Source organism: Nostoc sp. UHCC 0252 (genome assembly GCF_034931145.1).
Taxonomy (GTDB): domain Bacteria; phylum Cyanobacteriota; class Cyanobacteriia; order Cyanobacteriales; family Nostocaceae; genus Nostoc.
In genome coordinates this window covers 1-16,580 of the sequence record NZ_JAYGHE010000078.1, presented here as the reverse complement: position 1 = coordinate 16,580, position 16,580 = coordinate 1, and the positions used below count along the sequence as shown (strand labels likewise).

Annotated in this window: 19 protein-coding genes; 16 read left to right on the top strand and 3 right to left on the bottom strand. The window is 42.5% G+C overall.

The genetic code is table 11. From position 1 onward, the window contains the following. Nucleotides 1–197: 197 nt before the first annotated feature. On the bottom strand, nt 198–533 hold the full coding sequence (locus VB732_RS29510) for a hypothetical protein (protein WP_323234423.1): 336 nt from the start codon (nt 531–533) through the stop codon (nt 198–200). Nucleotides 534–766: 233 nt separating this feature from the next. On the opposite strand from VB732_RS29510, the gene VB732_RS29505 reads away from it, so the two are divergent. The 15 genes from VB732_RS29505 (at nt 767) to VB732_RS29435 (ending at nt 11,003) form a co-directional block, all read left to right on the top strand. Further along, the gene (locus VB732_RS29505; RefSeq protein ID WP_323234422.1) at nt 767–1,432 is read left to right on the top strand and encodes a hypothetical protein; all 666 of its coding nucleotides are present in this window, start codon (nt 767–769) and stop codon (nt 1,430–1,432) included. 9 nt (nt 1,433–1,441) lie between these two features. After that, nucleotides 1,442–1,564, top strand: a complete 123-nt coding sequence (locus VB732_RS29500; protein WP_323234421.1) for a hypothetical protein — start codon at nt 1,442–1,444, stop codon at nt 1,562–1,564. Nucleotides 1,565–1,687: 123 nt separating this feature from the next. Next, nucleotides 1,688–2,014: a hypothetical protein gene (locus VB732_RS29495; protein WP_323234420.1), complete on the top strand. Its 327-nt coding sequence runs from the start codon at nt 1,688–1,690 to the stop codon at nt 2,012–2,014. Beyond that, a complete protein-coding gene (locus tag VB732_RS29490; protein WP_323234419.1) occupies nt 2,007–2,204 on the top strand; it encodes a hypothetical protein in 198 nt (65 codons plus the stop codon). The genes VB732_RS29495 and VB732_RS29490 overlap by 8 nt, the downstream gene beginning before the upstream one ends. A gap of 33 nt (nt 2,205–2,237) precedes the next feature. Then, nucleotides 2,238–2,696, top strand: a complete 459-nt coding sequence (locus tag VB732_RS29485; protein ID WP_323234418.1) for a DUF1392 domain-containing protein — start codon at nt 2,238–2,240, stop codon at nt 2,694–2,696. 39 nt (nt 2,697–2,735) lie between these two features. Next, a complete protein-coding gene (locus VB732_RS29480) occupies nt 2,736–3,551 on the top strand; it encodes a KilA-N domain-containing protein (RefSeq protein ID WP_323234417.1) in 816 nt (271 codons plus the stop codon). Nucleotides 3,552–3,560: 9 nt separating this feature from the next. Beyond that, nucleotides 3,561–3,926 carry a hypothetical protein gene (locus tag VB732_RS29475; RefSeq protein WP_323234416.1) on the top strand — a complete coding sequence of 122 codons (366 nt, stop codon included), beginning with the start codon at nt 3,561–3,563 and terminating at the stop codon, nt 3,924–3,926. Beyond that, entirely contained in the window at nt 3,923–4,585 is a 663-nt protein-coding gene (locus tag VB732_RS29470; RefSeq protein WP_323234415.1) for a hypothetical protein, read from the top strand. Before VB732_RS29475 ends, VB732_RS29470 begins: the two co-directional genes overlap by 4 nt. Before the next feature lie 67 nt (nt 4,586–4,652). After that, nucleotides 4,653–4,856 (top strand): hypothetical protein, encoded by a 204-nt coding sequence (locus tag VB732_RS29465; RefSeq protein ID WP_323234414.1) that lies wholly within the window; start codon nt 4,653–4,655, stop codon nt 4,854–4,856. Further along, the gene (locus tag VB732_RS29460) at nt 4,853–5,551 is read left to right on the top strand and encodes a hypothetical protein (protein ID WP_323234413.1); all 699 of its coding nucleotides are present in this window, start codon (nt 4,853–4,855) and stop codon (nt 5,549–5,551) included. Before VB732_RS29465 ends, VB732_RS29460 begins: the two co-directional genes overlap by 4 nt. Next, nucleotides 5,539–6,138, top strand: coding sequence for an alpha-ketoglutarate-dependent dioxygenase AlkB (locus VB732_RS29455; protein WP_323234412.1), 600 nt, complete (start codon nt 5,539–5,541; stop codon nt 6,136–6,138). The genes VB732_RS29460 and VB732_RS29455 overlap by 13 nt, the downstream gene beginning before the upstream one ends. Before the next feature lie 74 nt (nt 6,139–6,212). Beyond that, nucleotides 6,213–7,538 (top strand): helix-turn-helix domain-containing protein, encoded by a 1,326-nt coding sequence (locus VB732_RS29450; protein WP_323234411.1) that lies wholly within the window; start codon nt 6,213–6,215, stop codon nt 7,536–7,538. Between the two features lie 288 nt (nt 7,539–7,826). Further along, nucleotides 7,827–9,191, top strand: coding sequence for a replicative DNA helicase (dnaB, locus tag VB732_RS29445; RefSeq protein WP_323234410.1), 1,365 nt, complete (start codon nt 7,827–7,829; stop codon nt 9,189–9,191). 192 nt (nt 9,192–9,383) lie between these two features. Then, nucleotides 9,384–9,776, top strand: coding sequence for an ASCH domain-containing protein (locus tag VB732_RS29440; protein ID WP_323234409.1), 393 nt, complete (start codon nt 9,384–9,386; stop codon nt 9,774–9,776). 93 nt (nt 9,777–9,869) lie between these two features. Then, nucleotides 9,870–11,003 carry a DNA cytosine methyltransferase gene (locus tag VB732_RS29435; protein ID WP_323234408.1) on the top strand — a complete coding sequence of 378 codons (1,134 nt, stop codon included), beginning with the start codon at nt 9,870–9,872 and terminating at the stop codon, nt 11,001–11,003. Between the two features lie 281 nt (nt 11,004–11,284). Here the strand turns inward: VB732_RS29435 and VB732_RS29430 are convergent, their stop codons facing one another. After that, a complete protein-coding gene (locus VB732_RS29430; protein WP_323234407.1) occupies nt 11,285–14,053 on the bottom strand; it encodes a TIGR02921 family PEP-CTERM protein in 2,769 nt (922 codons plus the stop codon). An 890-nt stretch (nt 14,054–14,943) separates the two neighbouring features. After that, nucleotides 14,944–15,660 carry a DUF2786 domain-containing protein gene (locus VB732_RS29425; RefSeq protein WP_323234406.1) on the bottom strand — a complete coding sequence of 239 codons (717 nt, stop codon included), beginning with the start codon at nt 15,658–15,660 and terminating at the stop codon, nt 14,944–14,946. Between the two features lie 512 nt (nt 15,661–16,172). Here VB732_RS29425 and VB732_RS29420 point away from each other — a divergent pair. Next, entirely contained in the window at nt 16,173–16,310 is a 138-nt protein-coding gene (locus tag VB732_RS29420; protein ID WP_323234405.1) for a hypothetical protein, read from the top strand. The last annotated feature ends 270 nt before the right edge of the window (nt 16,311–16,580 follow it).

Below are 16,580 nucleotides of genomic sequence, written 5' to 3'. Positions count from 1 at the left end.
CCTATTTCAATCATGAAAAATCTACTCTAGCGAGTTTTACCACTCTAGGATGTTTCCCTTCTGATAGCTTGATTTTATGAAAAGTAGGCATTGTTATCTACAACCACTGTCTCATTAGCTTTTACATTTCAGCTTTAATCTAGCCCAGAAACCTAATGATCATGCCAGCATGTTAATTGCTTCACCTACAATTGCGCTCACGCGGCATTGTCACCTCCAAACTCTTTTACCTTTGTGCTTTTCCACTCAATCAGGACTTTGCCATCTAAAGCAGCAAGTATATCCATGAAAGTTTCCAGCGTTGGGTTTCCTTGATCAGATATTGCTTTAGCAAGCATATTTCTCCGATTGACAGGGGTTGCAGACTCATCCCCTTTACGGCGACGAATCTCACAATAGCGGCGGGTTAATGTTGCTAAATCTATGCCTAGTTCCTCCATCCGCTCCCTAATCAGGGACATATCCATACTTATACCTCTGCGACTTCTATATAAGTCTACAAAGGCATAAGGCAATTTGCTAATGCCAGACATAGTGATAACCTCCTTTCCTAATCACTCTATACTTTTAAAAGAAAAATAGCAAGCTTTTAAAAACAATTTTTATGCTTTTAAAAGCTTGACAAGATGCTTTTAAAAGCATAATATAGGGTTAGTTAGCAAGGAAAACCATGCTTACAACAAAAGGCGATGCCCTTAGCCTGAGAAACTTTGGAGGCAATCGCCTTTTGTAAAACACCTACTCTATAGATGTAGTAACACTTATCATGACACACCCAATCTACACTCAACAACAACTGCAACGAAAAACTCTCAATCAACTTAAAACTATTTATGCCCAACTTGATATTAAAACTGAAGTCTCAGACAAACGCTGCAAAGAATCCTGGGTAAACGCAATCATCACCCACCAATCCACTAAGCTTCAAAAGGTTGACAACCAAGCCCTTGCCCAAGCCGAATTCGACAGCTACATCGCTGACCAAGCCCAAGTTGTAGCTCCAGAACCCTTCACAATAGTCGAAATCTCGTTTGACCATCACGAATATTACGCTGATGACAAACTGGTAGCCAGCATCAGCCATGACGACAACCATTTAACCCAACCCTGGGTAGTCATGGTAAACGATAAAGAATTATTTCGTGCCAATACTTTAATGCGTTGCGATCGCTTCATCTGCACTCACTATAAAGACGGTACATTACCTGTGCAGGAACAACTTGCAACACCATGCGCCACTGGTAACGAAGTCATGGCGCAGATTTTCAACCAATGCCAGAATTACGGTTACGAAATCCTCAACGACGGCATTTACAACAACAATATCAAACTAGGCGAAGTAGGGCAGACTGACAGTAACTGGTGGTTCACACGTGCAACAGACGAAACCCAGCGCATAGCCTGTGATTCTGCAAGGGAAGTAGTCTGGTAACTGTCGATAGTGGACGTGTCTACTGATGGTAAATCCATTTTTGATGAATATTTTTTAGAGCAACCGTTAGAACAGCTAACTGGCAATAAATTGCAACGGCTGCTGGAGAGAACGGAGTTAGTCACAGCGTAAGTTTTGGGCTTCGCCTGGGAAAAGGTTAAAGGGTAAGGGGGAAAGGTAAATTTCTTCATTCCCTTCCCCTTTGCCCTTTCCCCCTTTCCCTAATTATTTATTCACCAATCCCCAATTAAATCTATGAAACCCACAATATCCATTCCCCAACACTGGGCATACCCTCGCTTTACTTTGGAACAGCGTACAGAACAAGGCACGATTCTAGGACTTTACTACTACCCATCTGGTACAGAATTGGCTGAACAATTTGATGATGGTTGGCGCTATGTGCTGATGCCTAACAAAAATTCTGATGAAATATCCTACTTGAAAGAGGATCAAATCCAACCGCTCACGCCAGAAGAATTATTTCAGCAAATTACCGCAGAGATTGACTTTTATCAACAGCAAATAAGCATTCTCAACCGACAGTTAGACGCAATAGCTGGAGGTGCAAGTAATGGCTAAGACGATTGATAACTACGTAGAACGTACTTCTGCTAGATTACTGCACTCTCTAAGTCGCTCTGGTGGTTCTATTCCTTTGCATCGCATTCAGTTCTCAGAAACTGTCATTCAATATTTGCTTGATAAAAAACGGGTGCAAGTACAAAACACTGGATGCGGTTTTTTGTTGGAGATTGCCGAGGATTTTTAGGTTGTTGACCTTATTGAAATTAACGAGATAAACATGATTGATTACGTTAATGCCCTGAAAACCAGTTGGTATATTTCCCCACCTTGGGGTCAAACAATTCCGCGCGTTGAGGTCAATTTATTAGAAAGAGTCTACCTGAAAACTACCAGAACATTCGGCTATTGCTCTGGTGTCCAGTGGAAACATGAATGTTGGCTTTATACAGTTATTTGTGGTGATGAAATCTTCCACGCTACAGAATATCAAATCATTGGCACTGGTCAACTAGAAGCCCTCACCGTGCAAAAACCTGCTTTCACTTTGGGGCAGAAAGTAATCCTATGTTCTTACGGTGATGACACAAAACAACGGCTGATTTTAGGGGTTGTACTTGTGGATAAATTTTGGTTTTATCTTGTCGAATTGGTATCGCCAACATTGACCGAAACACCGACAATACTTAATCGCTTTTCGTTGGTCGGTGAAAAAAGTTTGGTACGCGTAAATGCCTGAATCAGTTCACTATTTTGTTCAATAAACAGGCAATGAATTATGTTGATACATTCATGGCGCGGCTCAGAAATTCAGCAAATGCCCCAAGATGGAGAAATAGGTAGATACAGTATCCCAAAGGGCTATGTGAATGCAACTCAAATGTGCGCGGCAAATGGGAAACTTTGGGGACATTACAAAGAAAGAAAATCTACAAAAGCTTACTGGTTAGAGCTTTCTAACGACATCGGGATTCCGATATCGTCACTGATAATCGAAGTTGAAGGACGTGGAAGTGTCCAAGGTACTTGGGTATATCCAGAGGTAGCAATCGATTTAGCTCAGTGGGTATCTATTCCATTTCGCATCTGGGCAAACAGAACCCTAATGAAGGTAATGTTCTCCAGTGAACTAGAGCAAGAACCAATACCAGAGCCAGAGAAACCGGCAAAAGCATTAGCCCCATCCCATGAAGCTGCCTCCTTAGCCCTGCTGGTGGGTGAATTTGCCGGATTAGAGAAATCCCTCACCGCACAGTTAGCTGTTAATGCTGCCACCAGAGTCAACCCCGCACTCAAACCAGCAGCCGATGAGTTAAAAAGTGCGATCGCTTGCACCAATGTTAGCGATGATGCTTACCTAAGACCAACCGATATTGGCGAGAAAGTTGGAATGAGTGCAGTAGCTGTAAATAACTGGCTAGTTCATGCGGGTTTACAATACCGTACTAATGATAAAAAAATTCCCTACCGCCCAACCGACTCAGGTAAACAATGGGGACGGATGGTTTCAGCAGTAGCCAAAGGTTCAAACCAAACTGTATTTCAACTGCGGTGGCTGACAAGCGTGACGCAGTTGTTTAACGAGTCTAATTAAGGTGAAACAGTGGAAGAACAAATTGACGAAATCGGTAAAGAAATCAGTCTTGCCTACAAATTTTACCAAGGATACGGTTACTTTCTCTCGTCAACTGTAGCCGAATGGTTAGGTATTGAGTCTCTAGATTGGCAGCACCAAACAATTTTGGATCTGTGTGCAGTCGATTTAATTAGCAATGCTGTCCACAAATTGGGAAATGAGCAAGGGAGACGATACCTTTCATACTTTATGCTGCATGGAACTTACTCCGGCAGACAAACAGTTTTTGATGGTGGCCTGAATACATCCTCGCTTGAAACCATCTTAGTTGTGATTAACTTACACAAAACAATCGCACCCCAATTCATTCCAGATTTTGAGGTAGAGAAATGACACGATTCCACGATCATAGAGCAAGTGCGATCGCTAAACAGATAGACCAAATTAACGCAACCGGTTGGGAGTCAGCCTGTAACCTTGCCCGAAAAAACCACGCAGTTAAAGGCGGACTCTCACCAGTAGAAACAGTATTGCGTTTCGATATGCTTCTGGCTAAGTCAAAAGAGACAGCCGATAAAAGACAGGCAATTTGGGCAGAACAAGTAAGCCAAGGCATTAGCGGAATCGAATGGTACACCATTGAGTATGGCGGCATGGCGTTAGTTCTTCCCCGGCTGTGTGAGGAGTTGATGCTCGTTCCTGGTGACAAAGAGATATTGATGCAGTCCAAATCGGTGGCGCTCGACTTTCTTGCACATTGGAACCTCGCCTTCAAACTGTGGCGTTACAACCGCGAAACAGAATCGCGCTGGCTTTCCTCTCGCTGGAATCAGTTTTACGCCGAATACATGAGCCGAGAATGGTTAGAAATATGGGTTGAGGATGAGGTTTACCAAATTCTTTTACCAGATGGAACATTTCAGGATAAGCCCACGTTTGCTATCAACGCTTGCTGTTGCTGGGGTAATCCAGAAGCAATGCACCGTACCACTGCATACTCTGATTCTGGCTCAAGCTGGTTTCAATGGAATAATTTTACGCCTTGGAGATAAAAGCGATCGCTATTAAACAAGTGCCAATCGCCACGTAAAACACTTTTTGATATTTGGCATAACCAACATGAGAGTCATTGTTACAGTCACCGAAAAAATTATTAGTGAAGCTCACATTAATATCCCCGATGGGCTTTCAGAAGCAGACATTAGGCAGCATATTGTAGACCGCTATAACAGTGGCGAGATGCTGACTGATATGAACATTTTTCAAGTGGATTTTGAATCAATCAGCGCTCAAGTTGTCAAACAAACCGGAGAGAGTTCATGACTGTTGCACAACTGTTAACACCACAACCACATACAAGTGCATCTATAGAAACTGTTGGTAGAGATCCACTGAACTTTTACGAGTCTCCATCGTGGTTTACTACTGAGTTGTTGCGTCATGTCAGATTATCTGGTGTGATTGGTGAGCCGTGTGTGGGACATGGAGCGATCGCATCATTACTCAGAGTGTGGCCCGACACCAAGCAAATGTGGACGAACGATATTGATCCACACAAAGCGGCTGATTACCAAATGGATGCAACACTATCCGAGTCATGGGCTAAGTTTCCCGATTGCGACTGGATTTGTACTAACCCACCATACGCGGAATTTGCTGCACCAATTATCAAAAATGCGTACCAGAAAGCGCGTGTGGGTGTAGCCGCATTCCTTCTAACCAGCTTTCTAGAACCCTGTGATGACCGGGCTGATTTCTTACAGCAGCACCCGCCGTCACTTGTACTGATTTTGCCCCGCTTCTGCTTTCGGAAAGACAAACGGGGTACTCGTTGGTCTACCGATAACATAACCATTTCATGTTTGGTATGGGACAAACGTGCAACCACACAGCGTATTATTGTGCGTCCCAAGTCTCAAATCGTTGGGTTTTACAAAAATCCAGAACAGGCTATTTCACAAGAACGGGCAGAAGAAATTGTTCAAGCGATCGCCAAAGGAGAATTATGCAACAACTAACTTTATTTCCCGAATCTGCTCCTAGTTTACCAGTCAACTATTATCCAGAATTTCTGAACAAGGAAGAAGCCGACGAACTCTACCAACATTGCCAAGAACTGCAATGGCAGCAAAACACAATCAGAATGCTGGGTAAAACGATGCCTGTACCTCGTTTGGAATGTATTTACGGGGACGAGGGCTGTGATTACCTCTACTCCAAGAGCGTACTACTTAAACCACTGCCTTGGACTTCATCGCTAGCCCAACTGCGAGATAGGATTACTGCTGTTACTGGCTACAGCTTCCGCATTGTCATCGGCAACCAGTACAGGAGTGGCCAAGATTCGATAGGGTGGCACAACGACAGTGAAGCTTCGATGGGATTTAACCCAGCGATCGCATCAATCAGTTTAGGTTCGGTTCGTAAATTCCAAATCAAGCCCATCGGGGGTAAGCCGACTGACTTTTGGCTGGAGCATGGGAGTCTGCTGGTGATGGTTCCGGGTTGTCAGAGTACTCATCTGCATCAAGTTCCGAAGACCAATAAGGTCGTTAGCACACGAATTAATCTAACTTTTCGACCGCACGTTGGAGGTAAAAGATGACCTCTTGTTATCGCTATCGCTATCGCTATAGCTGAGGTTTATATCCAAGATTATTAATATTTAAGGAGGATCCTATGGGATTTCGTAATGGTAAACCCTCTAAACAGTTTACAGCAATTCCCAACAGTTTAATTCGTGATCACAATGTTACTGATTCAACATTTAGGTTAATTTCTTGGGTAGCTTCTCACGATGAAAACTTTGATATTAATTTTACGGTAATCGAAAAACATTTGGGGTACAAACGAGACAAAATCCGTAATGCTATCAAAAACGCTGAACAAAATGACTATTTAGTGAGAGTTCAAGAGAACAATCCGAACAATGGTAAGTTTGACTGGCAATATTACATTTTTACCAGCAAAGAAGACACAAAGTTATTTCGAGAAAATCATTCATCCATAGGTGAGTCGTCCATAAGTGAGTCGTCCATAGGTGAGTCGTCCATAGGTGGGTCATCCATAGGTGGGTTATCCATAGGTGGGTCATCCACCCCTCATATAGAAAAACAATTAGAAGAAAATAAATTAGAAGAAAAACACATACAAGAAGCACCCCCAACTCAGAACGCATTTCCCGCCCAAGAATCGTCTGTGTGTGAGACTGAACAACTAAACCTTGAAAAACCAATTCCAGAAAAACCAAGCTTAGAAGAATCAACCCCAGAAGAACCAACCCCAGAAGAACCAGCCCCACAACAACCCACTTCGTTGTCAAAAAATTCCGAGACTTTGCATCAAACAGACATTCCCTCATGTAGACCTACTATTGCGGCGGGGTTGTTCGGTAAAGACGAACAATCGAACAAGAAACCAAGCAAACCAAGATTTCAGTCGATTGATGATTTGCTCAATCACATCTTGCTTGACCCCGGCATCTTGGCATCTGAGCCTTTACCCGCAGTTTACAGAAATGAAATCAAGCTCCGTTCTTGGCGTTTCCCTTGGCGCACTTCTTGCAGAGACAACATTTACCAAACCTGCGATCGCCGTTTGGTGGAGTTAATCGCCAAGGAGAGAGCCGAGTGGGACAAGGTTAATTGGCAGCAAAAAGTCCCCACTGTGATCAAATCAATCAGCAATTTGGAGGTGAGTAAAGCTGGTTTAGAAGAACTGCTGGTTTATTGGTCAAAAGTTCTTGAATCATCTACACCACAAACTGAACAATCAAAAGCCAACGACCAACCCCTCGGTTACTACTCAAATCGTTCTCTTGATTGGCATAAAGCCACATTCAGTGAACTTCTAGACCGCATGGATGAAGTTGGCAAGGACAAAGCGATCGCTTCTTTCAGCACTCGCTATGACCGAGAAGACGTAGGTGCAACGCTCAAATGGTTGGATTGGTTAAAGCTGACACATCCCTCCATGTATGCCTACTTACATCCGCAAGCTGCATGAAGACAATTCGCAATTCGCAATTCGCAATTCGTAATTTGCAGTTTTTCAACTAACCCTTTTCCTTCAGAGACGCTATGGCGAATGACTACGCTCAGGACAAGCTTAATACGAGACACACAGTTTGCCATTAAGTAAACCAACAGAAAAAATCAAGCGATGTCAAGAAAATTTAATCAATCTAAAACCCTTTTCCCCTCTGCTTTATCTCGGTTACAGATACTTCCACTATCTAATTCGCATTTTAATTGCGAATTGCGAATTGCGAATTGCGAATTGTTATGAGGATTTATGACACAAGACAAAACAAACTTCACATCGCAACAAGACCGCTTACCCCCACAAAGCATTGAGGCTGAAGAAGTAATACTTGGTGGCATTATGCTCGATCCAAGTGCCATGAGCCGAATCAGCGATCGCTTGGTGATAGATGCTTTTTACATCAATGCCCACAAAGACATTTATCAAGCAGCCCTACGACTGTACAGCCAAGGATTACCAACGGATTTGCTTTGCATTACCAACTGGTTGTCGGATAATGGTTTATTGTTCCGTATCGGTGGACGCAATAAACTGGCTAGTCTGGTTGACCGTACTGTTTCAGCTGTGAACATCGATGTTTTAGCTGACTTGGTAATGGAAAAATACCAAAGGCGGCAGTTAATCCTTGCTGGCACTGAGATTGTTCAACTCGGTTATGCCACCGAAACTGATTTACCTGTAATTCTCGACGAAGCCGAACAAAAAGTCTACAGCATTAAGTCTGAGCATTCTGCCTCTGACTTGGTTCATATTTCTCATGCCCTAGCCGACACTTTTACCGAAATTGAAGCACGTCATACTGGTAAGGGATCACCAGCAGCAAGCAGTGGATTTTATGACCTGGACAGTATACTCGGCGGTGGTTTTCGCAAAGGACGGTTGTATGTACTAGCTGCTCGTCCTTCTGTTGGGAAATCCGCTTTGGCTGGTAATCTCGCTCTTAACGTTGCCAAAACTGGGAAGATGCCGATCTGCGTTTTCAGCTTGGAAATGTCTACTGATGAGTACGTACAGCGATTCTTGAGCAGCGAATCCGGCATTGAAAATAATTTTCTAGAAACTGGGAATGTCTCTGACAGCCAGTGGCAACCCTTGAGTGTGGCGATCGCAGAATTAAGTGAACAACAGATTTTCATCAACGACGAATCTTGCCCTTCTCTTAATGAAATTCGTAGCCAAGTCCGCCGAATTTCATCCCATTACGGTGGTGTTGGGCTTGTCATCATTGACTACTTACAGCTGATGGCTCTTGATACTGATTCACGGGTGAACATGGCTCAACGAGTCGGTGAAATCAGTCGAGGATTAAAAAGATTAGCCAAAGATTTGGATGTGCCTGTACTGGCTTTGTCCCAACTCAACCGCGAAGTTGAACACCGTAACGATAAACGTCCTGTACTTAGTGATTTAAAAGACAGTGGTGCTGTTGAGCAAGACAGTGATGTTGTGATCATGCTTTACCGCGAAGAAATGTACAACCCCGATACCCCAGATCGTGGCATTGCTGAGTTAGTTGTTCGCAAGCAACGTAATGGCCCCACTGGTACAGTCAAGCTTTTATTTGACCATCAGTTTACCAGATTCAAGAATTTATCTCGTGGTCGTAGTTTTTAAGGCTCTACTGGAGGATAAACCAATGAACCAATTTATTGAAGTAGGTAAATACTGGCTGTGAGAACTGGGGAAAGGGGAAGGTGGGGCCCCATGAAGTAAAGGATTTGCTGGCACTGGCACTACTCTCAAGTGTGCTAAAGACATCAATCGTCGCGCTGTGGGTATCGAAATCACATCATCAGCAAAAATGTTATGAAAGCACTTTCAGTTCGTCAGCCTTGGGCATGGGCGATAATTTATGCTCTAAAAAATATTGAAAACCGTGGCTGGCCCATTCATTATCGTGGCGACATTCTGATTCACGCCGCAAAAACCTGCACCAAAAAAGATTACCAGTTAGCGAAAGAATTTTGCCAAAGCATGGGGGTAGTAATCCCAGAGTTAATCTCTCTCCGCCGCGGTCAAGTCATCGGTATAGTCACAATAGTGGATTGCAAGTTTTCACAAGTTGCATCTGGCTGGGGGATGCCTGAGCAATACCACTGGAAGCTGGAGAATCCGCGAGAAATTACACCGATTCCTTACATTGGAAAACTGGGGATTTTTGAAGTGCCAGATGATTTGGTGATGGAGGTGGCTGCATGATTAAAACAGCCCGAACTCATACGCTACTTCCAAAGCCAAAATCAGTAATAGTTGAGTTATCTGCAATACCCGAAAAATTCTTAGAGGACGACCTTGAAAGCTCACAACTTCATAGCCAAGGATGCCTCTATCCGTAAAGCGAAAACCAAAAAGCCATCACCAAAATCAGATGTCTGCAAAAATTTTGATAACACAAAAATAAAACCAGTCCTGCCAGATGATGCACCGATCGCCATAGTACTTTTCGCTGGTGGCGGTGGGATTGAAGCGGGGATGGTACAGGCTGGTATTCGCCCAGTCATTGCAGTGGAGTTTGACCCAAGTAAACCAGAACTGAGTAAAGCGATCGCCAAAACTCATCACCACAACTTCAGCGAGTATGGCTGTAGAATAATCCAACTAACAGTTCAAGAAGTAGCGCAGTCAGGATTTCGAGGTTTTCCCCGCCGCCCCGATTACCTCCATGCCTCCCCAGTATGCGCTAACTTCAGCCAAGCTCACACAGCTAAAGCGGGTAAGGGCGGCGAAACTAACGATGACCTGAGTGCAGCGATCGCAGTAGCAGAAGCCATCCGACAGTTGCAGCCACGGGTGTTTACGCTGGAGAATGTCCCACGCTATCAGAATAGTCAGAGTTTCAGTATCATTCTGTCAGCTTTGGAACAAGAGGGGTACTCGGTTACTTACAGCGTGGTCAACATGGCCGACTTTGGGTTGCCCCAGGCGCGGCGGCGGTTAGTTCTGGTTGCCAGTAGGGGTTTTCATGTTGCCCTACCTTCGGGAGCTACACCTTGTGGTTGGTACGAGGCGATCGCCCATCTCATCCCCACAATGCCCGATTCTCAACTACTCCCCAAACAACGGCAAGCGGTAGAACAATTTCTGACGGCTAACGAACCAACGCCATTGCTAATACAGAGAGTTGGGGGGCGTACAGAGTCCAAGTATAAGCCTGGACATTTACCTTGCAATACGATACTGCGATCGCATTTCACCGATCACAAAGGCTGCAACCGTAGTAGGTTCGCTGATATTTGGTTGGCGGATGGGATAGTTAAATCTTTGTCTATTGAAGGGGCTGCAATCTTGCAAGGGTTTCCCAGTTGGTACGAATTTCCCAACGAAACTGCTACGGCGGGGTCAATTCTTGGCTATTCTGTGCCTCCCAGGTTTGCAACACAACTATTTATATCTGCACAGAGCAAATTATTAAGAGTGACTGTATGACTAACCTTGTCCAAAACTTAGAATAACTTCAGGCTGTTGCCGATGGCTCCTCACCAATTCCCAGTTCTTCCTTACTGTACTCTAACTGTTTCCAAAGCCCCTTAATTTGCTGATAAGCATAGCAGCACGAGAAAGATTTTTGGCGATTACTACGTTTAAAAGATTAGACATCTCCAAAAATTAAATATGCGTTACCCAGAAACCTTGTAGAGACGTAGCACTGCTACGTCAAAACAATTCTTTTTCGGAGATGTCTTTCATTTACCTGAAATATGCTGTAATTAACGCCGACGCTTCACAAGAATGAATAAAGCGATCGCACTCACACCAAAAAACCATCCCCCTGATGCTTCAGGTACACTAACTTTCAAGGGATTAACGGGTTTAGAGAGATTTTCCTTCCCGTTCTCAACTTTACGGTCAAAGCGATCACTTTGGGCTTCTGCTTCTTTGAGTAACCGTCTTTGTTCATCGTTGACTAATACCAACATCGAAGAATAAGGGCTGACAATCTTATACTTTTTGGCTACGCCGTGAATCGCATCTAAACCTTTGAGGTTGTCTAACGTAACTTTTTTACTCAACCCTAAAATTAATTGTCTGGCTGCTAATGGCAAGAAATCATCTTGTTGGTTGCTACTTACAATTGCTGTGTCTAATGTTTGCAAATACCAAGCATAACCATTAACAACACTCACAACAGAGTTGCCTAAAACTGATTTAGTAGCAATTCGTTGTAGCACCTCAGAAATATTAACAGCAACTCCACCACCACTATCTTGTAATAATTTAATCATGCCATCATTATAAGCCCCAGGTAATCCACCTAGATGTAGCATCCACAAAGGTGCAGGCGTATTAGGGACGGTTTTATTGTTCTTCGATAATTCATAACTACCTTCATCAGTCAACAACAAAACGACATCATAAGCTGTATCTCCACGCAAATTGTTAAACTGTGTCAGCATTTCTTGGGGTTGAATTGTACCGTAAAAGGCGACTTTTTCCGGTTGGAATTGCTGGAGATTATCTAAGCGTTTGGGTGCAGCACCTGGAGAAACACTGAGATATAAATCTGCATCGTTGTTTGTCAAATCATTATCTGCAAAGCTGTGTTGTTTCAACCATGATAATGTTTGCAGCAATTCTTTAATATGTTCCCCCATGCTGCGAGAAGTATCGAGAACTACAGCAACTCGCTGGCCTTTGGGTAAGGCGTAATCTTGACTAGATAAGGGTTTAGCTAATATTTTGTAGCCAGACTCTAAATTTACTTCATGTAATACAGGTTGAATTTTTCCACTTGCTCTTATGAATTTTTCTAACCAAGCATCGTCTTTCAAACCGATTTCTTTGCCGTTGCGGATACGCTTGGTTTGATTAGTCCAGAAAATATTACGTCTTTCCCCTAAATCGGGCATTTCCCAACCCAAGTCTTGTCCCAGCACTTTGTAAGTTAACCATAGGTGCATTTCTGTGGGGAGTGGTGGTTGCCCTTGTATTTGTTGTACATTCTTAGGAGGAATAGGAAAAGCCCGTAAGCGATAATGTCTCGGACCTACTTGTTCCAACAAAGCCGGATCTATAGGGCGTGAACGTCTAACTTGAGAATTATAAACTTTCTGGGCAGCACCGCGAGGAGAGACAACAAAAGGGAAACGTTGGTCTAATTTATTAGTATCTCCCAACCATAAGCCAGTAATTACAGCGCTTTCTGGCAAAGAAAAGGAGTAAAAAACTTCCTGAACTTCTTGTGTTTGGTTTTTATAAATTTCGTATAATTCCACATCAGCCCAATCACCATGTTCTTTAACTGTGACTTTTTGTGATACTAATAAAACTTTTTTTTCGTTGATATTTAATAAACCTGCTTTAACTTCTTGTTCATTAAAAGTAGATTGTACTGCGTGACTAACTGCTGTTTTTTCTGCTTTTTGTAGAGGTGTATCAAAAAAATCGGCGTAAAGTTTCTCTGCCTTGGCGATATCTTTGTCAGAACCATTATATAAAAATGGTGACATCAGAAAGTTATAAGTTGCTTGCAATCCATCAGTGGCAGATTTATCTAAGCCTAAGACATGATGATACATAGCACTGATATGGTTATTTTCTTGCTTGCTGCTAAGGTAGCGGTAAGAAGATAAATAAGCATTAACTAATCCTGTACGAATTTGTTCTGATTTGGCTACGAGCGTTTGGCGCTCGCTATCATTTTTAGGTGCATTAGCTAAGAGTGAAAAAGCTAATACTTGGGGTTGTTGTTGTAAAGATACAAAAGTAACTGCAAACGCCACAATAACTGCACCAGCACCAGCAAATGTTTTATTCTTACCATGTTCTGAAGCAAAGGCTCTTAAAATTTTTGCTCCTGAATGTACATACATTGCTGTTAACGCCGATGGCATTGCAATAAACAATGTGGCACTGAAACTAACAATAGCCAGCCAAGGAATTATTATAAATAACCCTCCCACAAAAGCTGAGTGATATAGTACATCCCATAATAGTTTTAGCCATGCAAATTTGAGGAATTCTTGCAACAGAAATACTGCTAAAGGCAAGGCGTAAAATAACAACACCGCACCCGCATAAATTCCAAATACTAGCATTAATGTATGGGCTAACATTTGTGCCCATTGCAAACCACTTTTACGTCGGTCAGCATAACCCCAAAATAACTCTCCAGTAAAAGCAGCTATACATACGCCCATTGTTATCAGAATTTGGCTACTGGCTGATGTCAGTTCTCGGATCACAAATAACCGCAACAAACACAATAAAAACAGTGGTGCTTCTATACCATAAAATAGGCGAATTAGTTGTAAAGGTTGTTTGGTAAATCTCCAACCACCGATAATACTGGAAATTGTGGGGATGGCAATTAAAGTAACTAGAGTCAAAGAAAATTCAGATGGGATATCACCTGTTAAGGTTGCCTGAAATAATGGTACGCCTATGTATGGCAATATCCCTATGTAAACTAACATTAAAAATGTCAGATTCCAGATCCAAAAAATTCCATAAAAACTTGTATTCCAAAATAATTTCACAGCTTTACTCCTCTAAAATTAACGTTCATGCACCCATACCCCAGCATTGAAAATAGTTCCTTATTTTAAGTTTTCCCTTAACACTGGCTTTTGCAACAATTTGCTTAGGGACTTCCATCTCTTTTGGGAATGGTGCTGGAATCCACCAGCCATGTATATACTCATTAGAGTCGGCAATAGGTAAACGCACATCTTTGTAAGCAAGAAAAATGTCCGGTGAGCTAGGTAGCGTTAAGATTTTTGGTATGGGGCGAAATATCAAATAAGGCTGCCGAACATACAAAAATAGACAAGTTGAAATGTAGGTGTTCGCTATTACTCATGAAAAACTGCCCTTGGGCAAGGAGTCCAGAGCAGTGCTTACAAAAAAAATATGGGAGTTTTAACTATTGCCCCCTGCTTTACACATAATTCGTTCGCTATGTAATACTCTTCAGTTCAAGTCTTGTAACTTATGCAAAAAGAGCGAAAAACTTTTAAAGCTGCACTATACAAGGATTAGACGCAATCAACCAAGCCCAATGCAACACCCTTAGCTGAGTGCGTGACAACCAATGGTTGTCAAAATTTGGTCAAACCAACATAAATCCACCATTATCCCAAGGAGCGATCGTAGGCTGTGGAGGGCGGTTGTAACAAGGGCACAGGAGAGGCGATCACTTACATTAGGCGCACTTTCACAAAAATACTCTACCGAGTTATTCACATCAATAGAGTATATAAATTTACTATAATCATCTTTTCCAGATTCAGTCTATAAGTTGATAACTATTTATACCTCTGTATAAGTACTGTAAATCTTGCCGAAAGCGATCGCGTGAAGCACTGCATAAGATCAATCACTCCAAAATCTGCTCTTATCACTGCCGCTATCTCCTGATAAGTCTTAATTAACTTGGCAGATAGTGCTGTTGGCTGCTATTAACTTGGCGATTAAGAGAGACAGAATCAGCCGCAGATATACCAGAGAAATATCCGTCTTTTGAACCAATTGATGGTACAGCCATTTGTTTAACTTTCACCTTGTTTAGATATGCTTCTAACTCAGATTCTAGTTTTTCATAGAGCGCTTGCACGATAATGGCGGGTACTGCAATCGACTCAGTATTTCCAGGAATCCCTTCATTTTTCTGTTGATCACGATTCTCAAGAATCCTACTTACAAGTCTATTAGCAGCACCTAATTTAAAAGCATTTCTAAAAGCGCGATTGCCTACGGCTTGTTTTGCCAGTCGTTCAATAGTTTGTTCAAGATACTCAAACTGAATCTGAGTAGAGACGATATTCACTTTTCGCCCTAAGATAATCATTTTAGACCCGCTATGGTAGTGTCTGGTGAGCGCAGAGCAGTAATTCCCCCAACAAACACCACTTAGTAAAATAAATTTCCACGATGTCATGCGTTTGAACTGACGAATGACTTCTTCTTCTAGTGGTTGAGGTGTCCAATCTTGGAGTGAGGCTATTGATAAATTGTGCCGGGTTAGCATTTCTTGGGCTTTAGCTGCGGCGGCGCTTGCCTCTGCTTCGTTGGAAGATTGGCTAAGTGCGAATAGTTTTCTAATTTTGTCAGCGATTTTTTCTAGTTCTAACACCTGTGTCTGCATTCGTACCACTCAAGCAAGTTTTGAAAGGAAATATCTTTTTATTATATGAACGCGGGATAGAGCATAATTTATAATTACAAAAAATAAAATAGGGGACTTTGAAAATGTTGTCCCCTGGTTTATATAGAAGTTCGATATGTAATATTCTTCTTCTTTTGTTTTGTGTTTTATGCAGAAATAACGAAACATATTGAAACTGCTCTCACACAGAAGTTAAACCTAGCATCAACAGCACCCGATGTAACCTAGCCAGATGCGTCACAACCAATGGTTTACATTCGCCATTGAAACGGCATACCATCATCGCCCCGAATCACTCCACACAGGGACAATTATGTGCGATGCGATCGCTGGATGAATAGCGCACTTAACCTTAAGCGGTCGCCTGCTCCAGAATCCAGTTGTTTAGCGTCACTTCAATTAAGGCAGCAGCACTTCACCTAAAATAGTACAAATACACTAAAAATCAGCGAAAACTATCCTAAAATGGTGGTTAGAGCCAGTGCAATGCTATGAACCACCGTATTCGTGACTTAGACGCGACAAAAGAATGGTTACGTCTCGACTCAATCGACTATATTGTTGAGTGCCTGGAAGCGTGTGAGAATTTTGAGATGCTAGCGGATTTGCGAGAGATATTTCCCAGGTAAACGCCAAAGGTTGCTAGTACTAAGGTTGGTACTAGCCAGAGGGAGAGAATTATCACGAAGTTGCAGCACTTGAACCAGTTGAAAGCTGCCTAACATAGCCAACAGCAGCTAGATTTTGAGAACCAATTCCCGGATTTCTCACCACACCTCGAATGGAGGAGTAATGAGTAGTAAGTAAGGAGTTATGAGTAAGGAGTAAGAAGTTATGAGTTAAAAATTTTACTTATTACCCATTACTTATTACTCATTACCCATTACTTATTACTCATC

What these genes read in the sequence shown, in the direction of transcription:
- VB732_RS29505 (WP_323234422.1), top strand. Translation starts at nt 767, where the DNA reads ATGACACACCCAATCTACACTCAACAACAACTGCAACGAAAAACTCTC.
- VB732_RS29420 (WP_323234405.1), top strand. Translation starts at nt 16,173, where the DNA reads ATGAACCACCGTATTCGTGACTTAGACGCGACAAAAGAATGGTTACGT.
- VB732_RS29480 (WP_323234417.1), top strand. Translation starts at nt 2,736, where the DNA reads ATGTTGATACATTCATGGCGCGGCTCAGAAATTCAGCAAATGCCCCAA.
- dnaB (WP_323234410.1), top strand. Translation starts at nt 7,827, where the DNA reads ATGACACAAGACAAAACAAACTTCACATCGCAACAAGACCGCTTACCC.
- VB732_RS29460 (WP_323234413.1), top strand. Translation starts at nt 4,853, where the DNA reads ATGACTGTTGCACAACTGTTAACACCACAACCACATACAAGTGCATCT.
- VB732_RS29510 (WP_323234423.1), bottom strand. Translation starts at nt 533, where the DNA reads ATGTCTGGCATTAGCAAATTGCCTTATGCCTTTGTAGACTTATATAGA.
- VB732_RS29440 (WP_323234409.1), top strand. Translation starts at nt 9,384, where the DNA reads ATGAAAGCACTTTCAGTTCGTCAGCCTTGGGCATGGGCGATAATTTAT.
- VB732_RS29495 (WP_323234420.1), top strand. Translation starts at nt 1,688, where the DNA reads ATGAAACCCACAATATCCATTCCCCAACACTGGGCATACCCTCGCTTT.
- VB732_RS29450 (WP_323234411.1), top strand. Translation starts at nt 6,213, where the DNA reads ATGGGATTTCGTAATGGTAAACCCTCTAAACAGTTTACAGCAATTCCC.
- VB732_RS29470 (WP_323234415.1), top strand. Translation starts at nt 3,923, where the DNA reads ATGACACGATTCCACGATCATAGAGCAAGTGCGATCGCTAAACAGATA.
- VB732_RS29455 (WP_323234412.1), top strand. Translation starts at nt 5,539, where the DNA reads ATGCAACAACTAACTTTATTTCCCGAATCTGCTCCTAGTTTACCAGTC.
- VB732_RS29425 (WP_323234406.1), bottom strand. Translation starts at nt 15,660, where the DNA reads ATGCAGACACAGGTGTTAGAACTAGAAAAAATCGCTGACAAAATTAGA.
- VB732_RS29490 (WP_323234419.1), top strand. Translation starts at nt 2,007, where the DNA reads ATGGCTAAGACGATTGATAACTACGTAGAACGTACTTCTGCTAGATTA.
- VB732_RS29485 (WP_323234418.1), top strand. Translation starts at nt 2,238, where the DNA reads ATGATTGATTACGTTAATGCCCTGAAAACCAGTTGGTATATTTCCCCA.
- VB732_RS29465 (WP_323234414.1), top strand. Translation starts at nt 4,653, where the DNA reads ATGAGAGTCATTGTTACAGTCACCGAAAAAATTATTAGTGAAGCTCAC.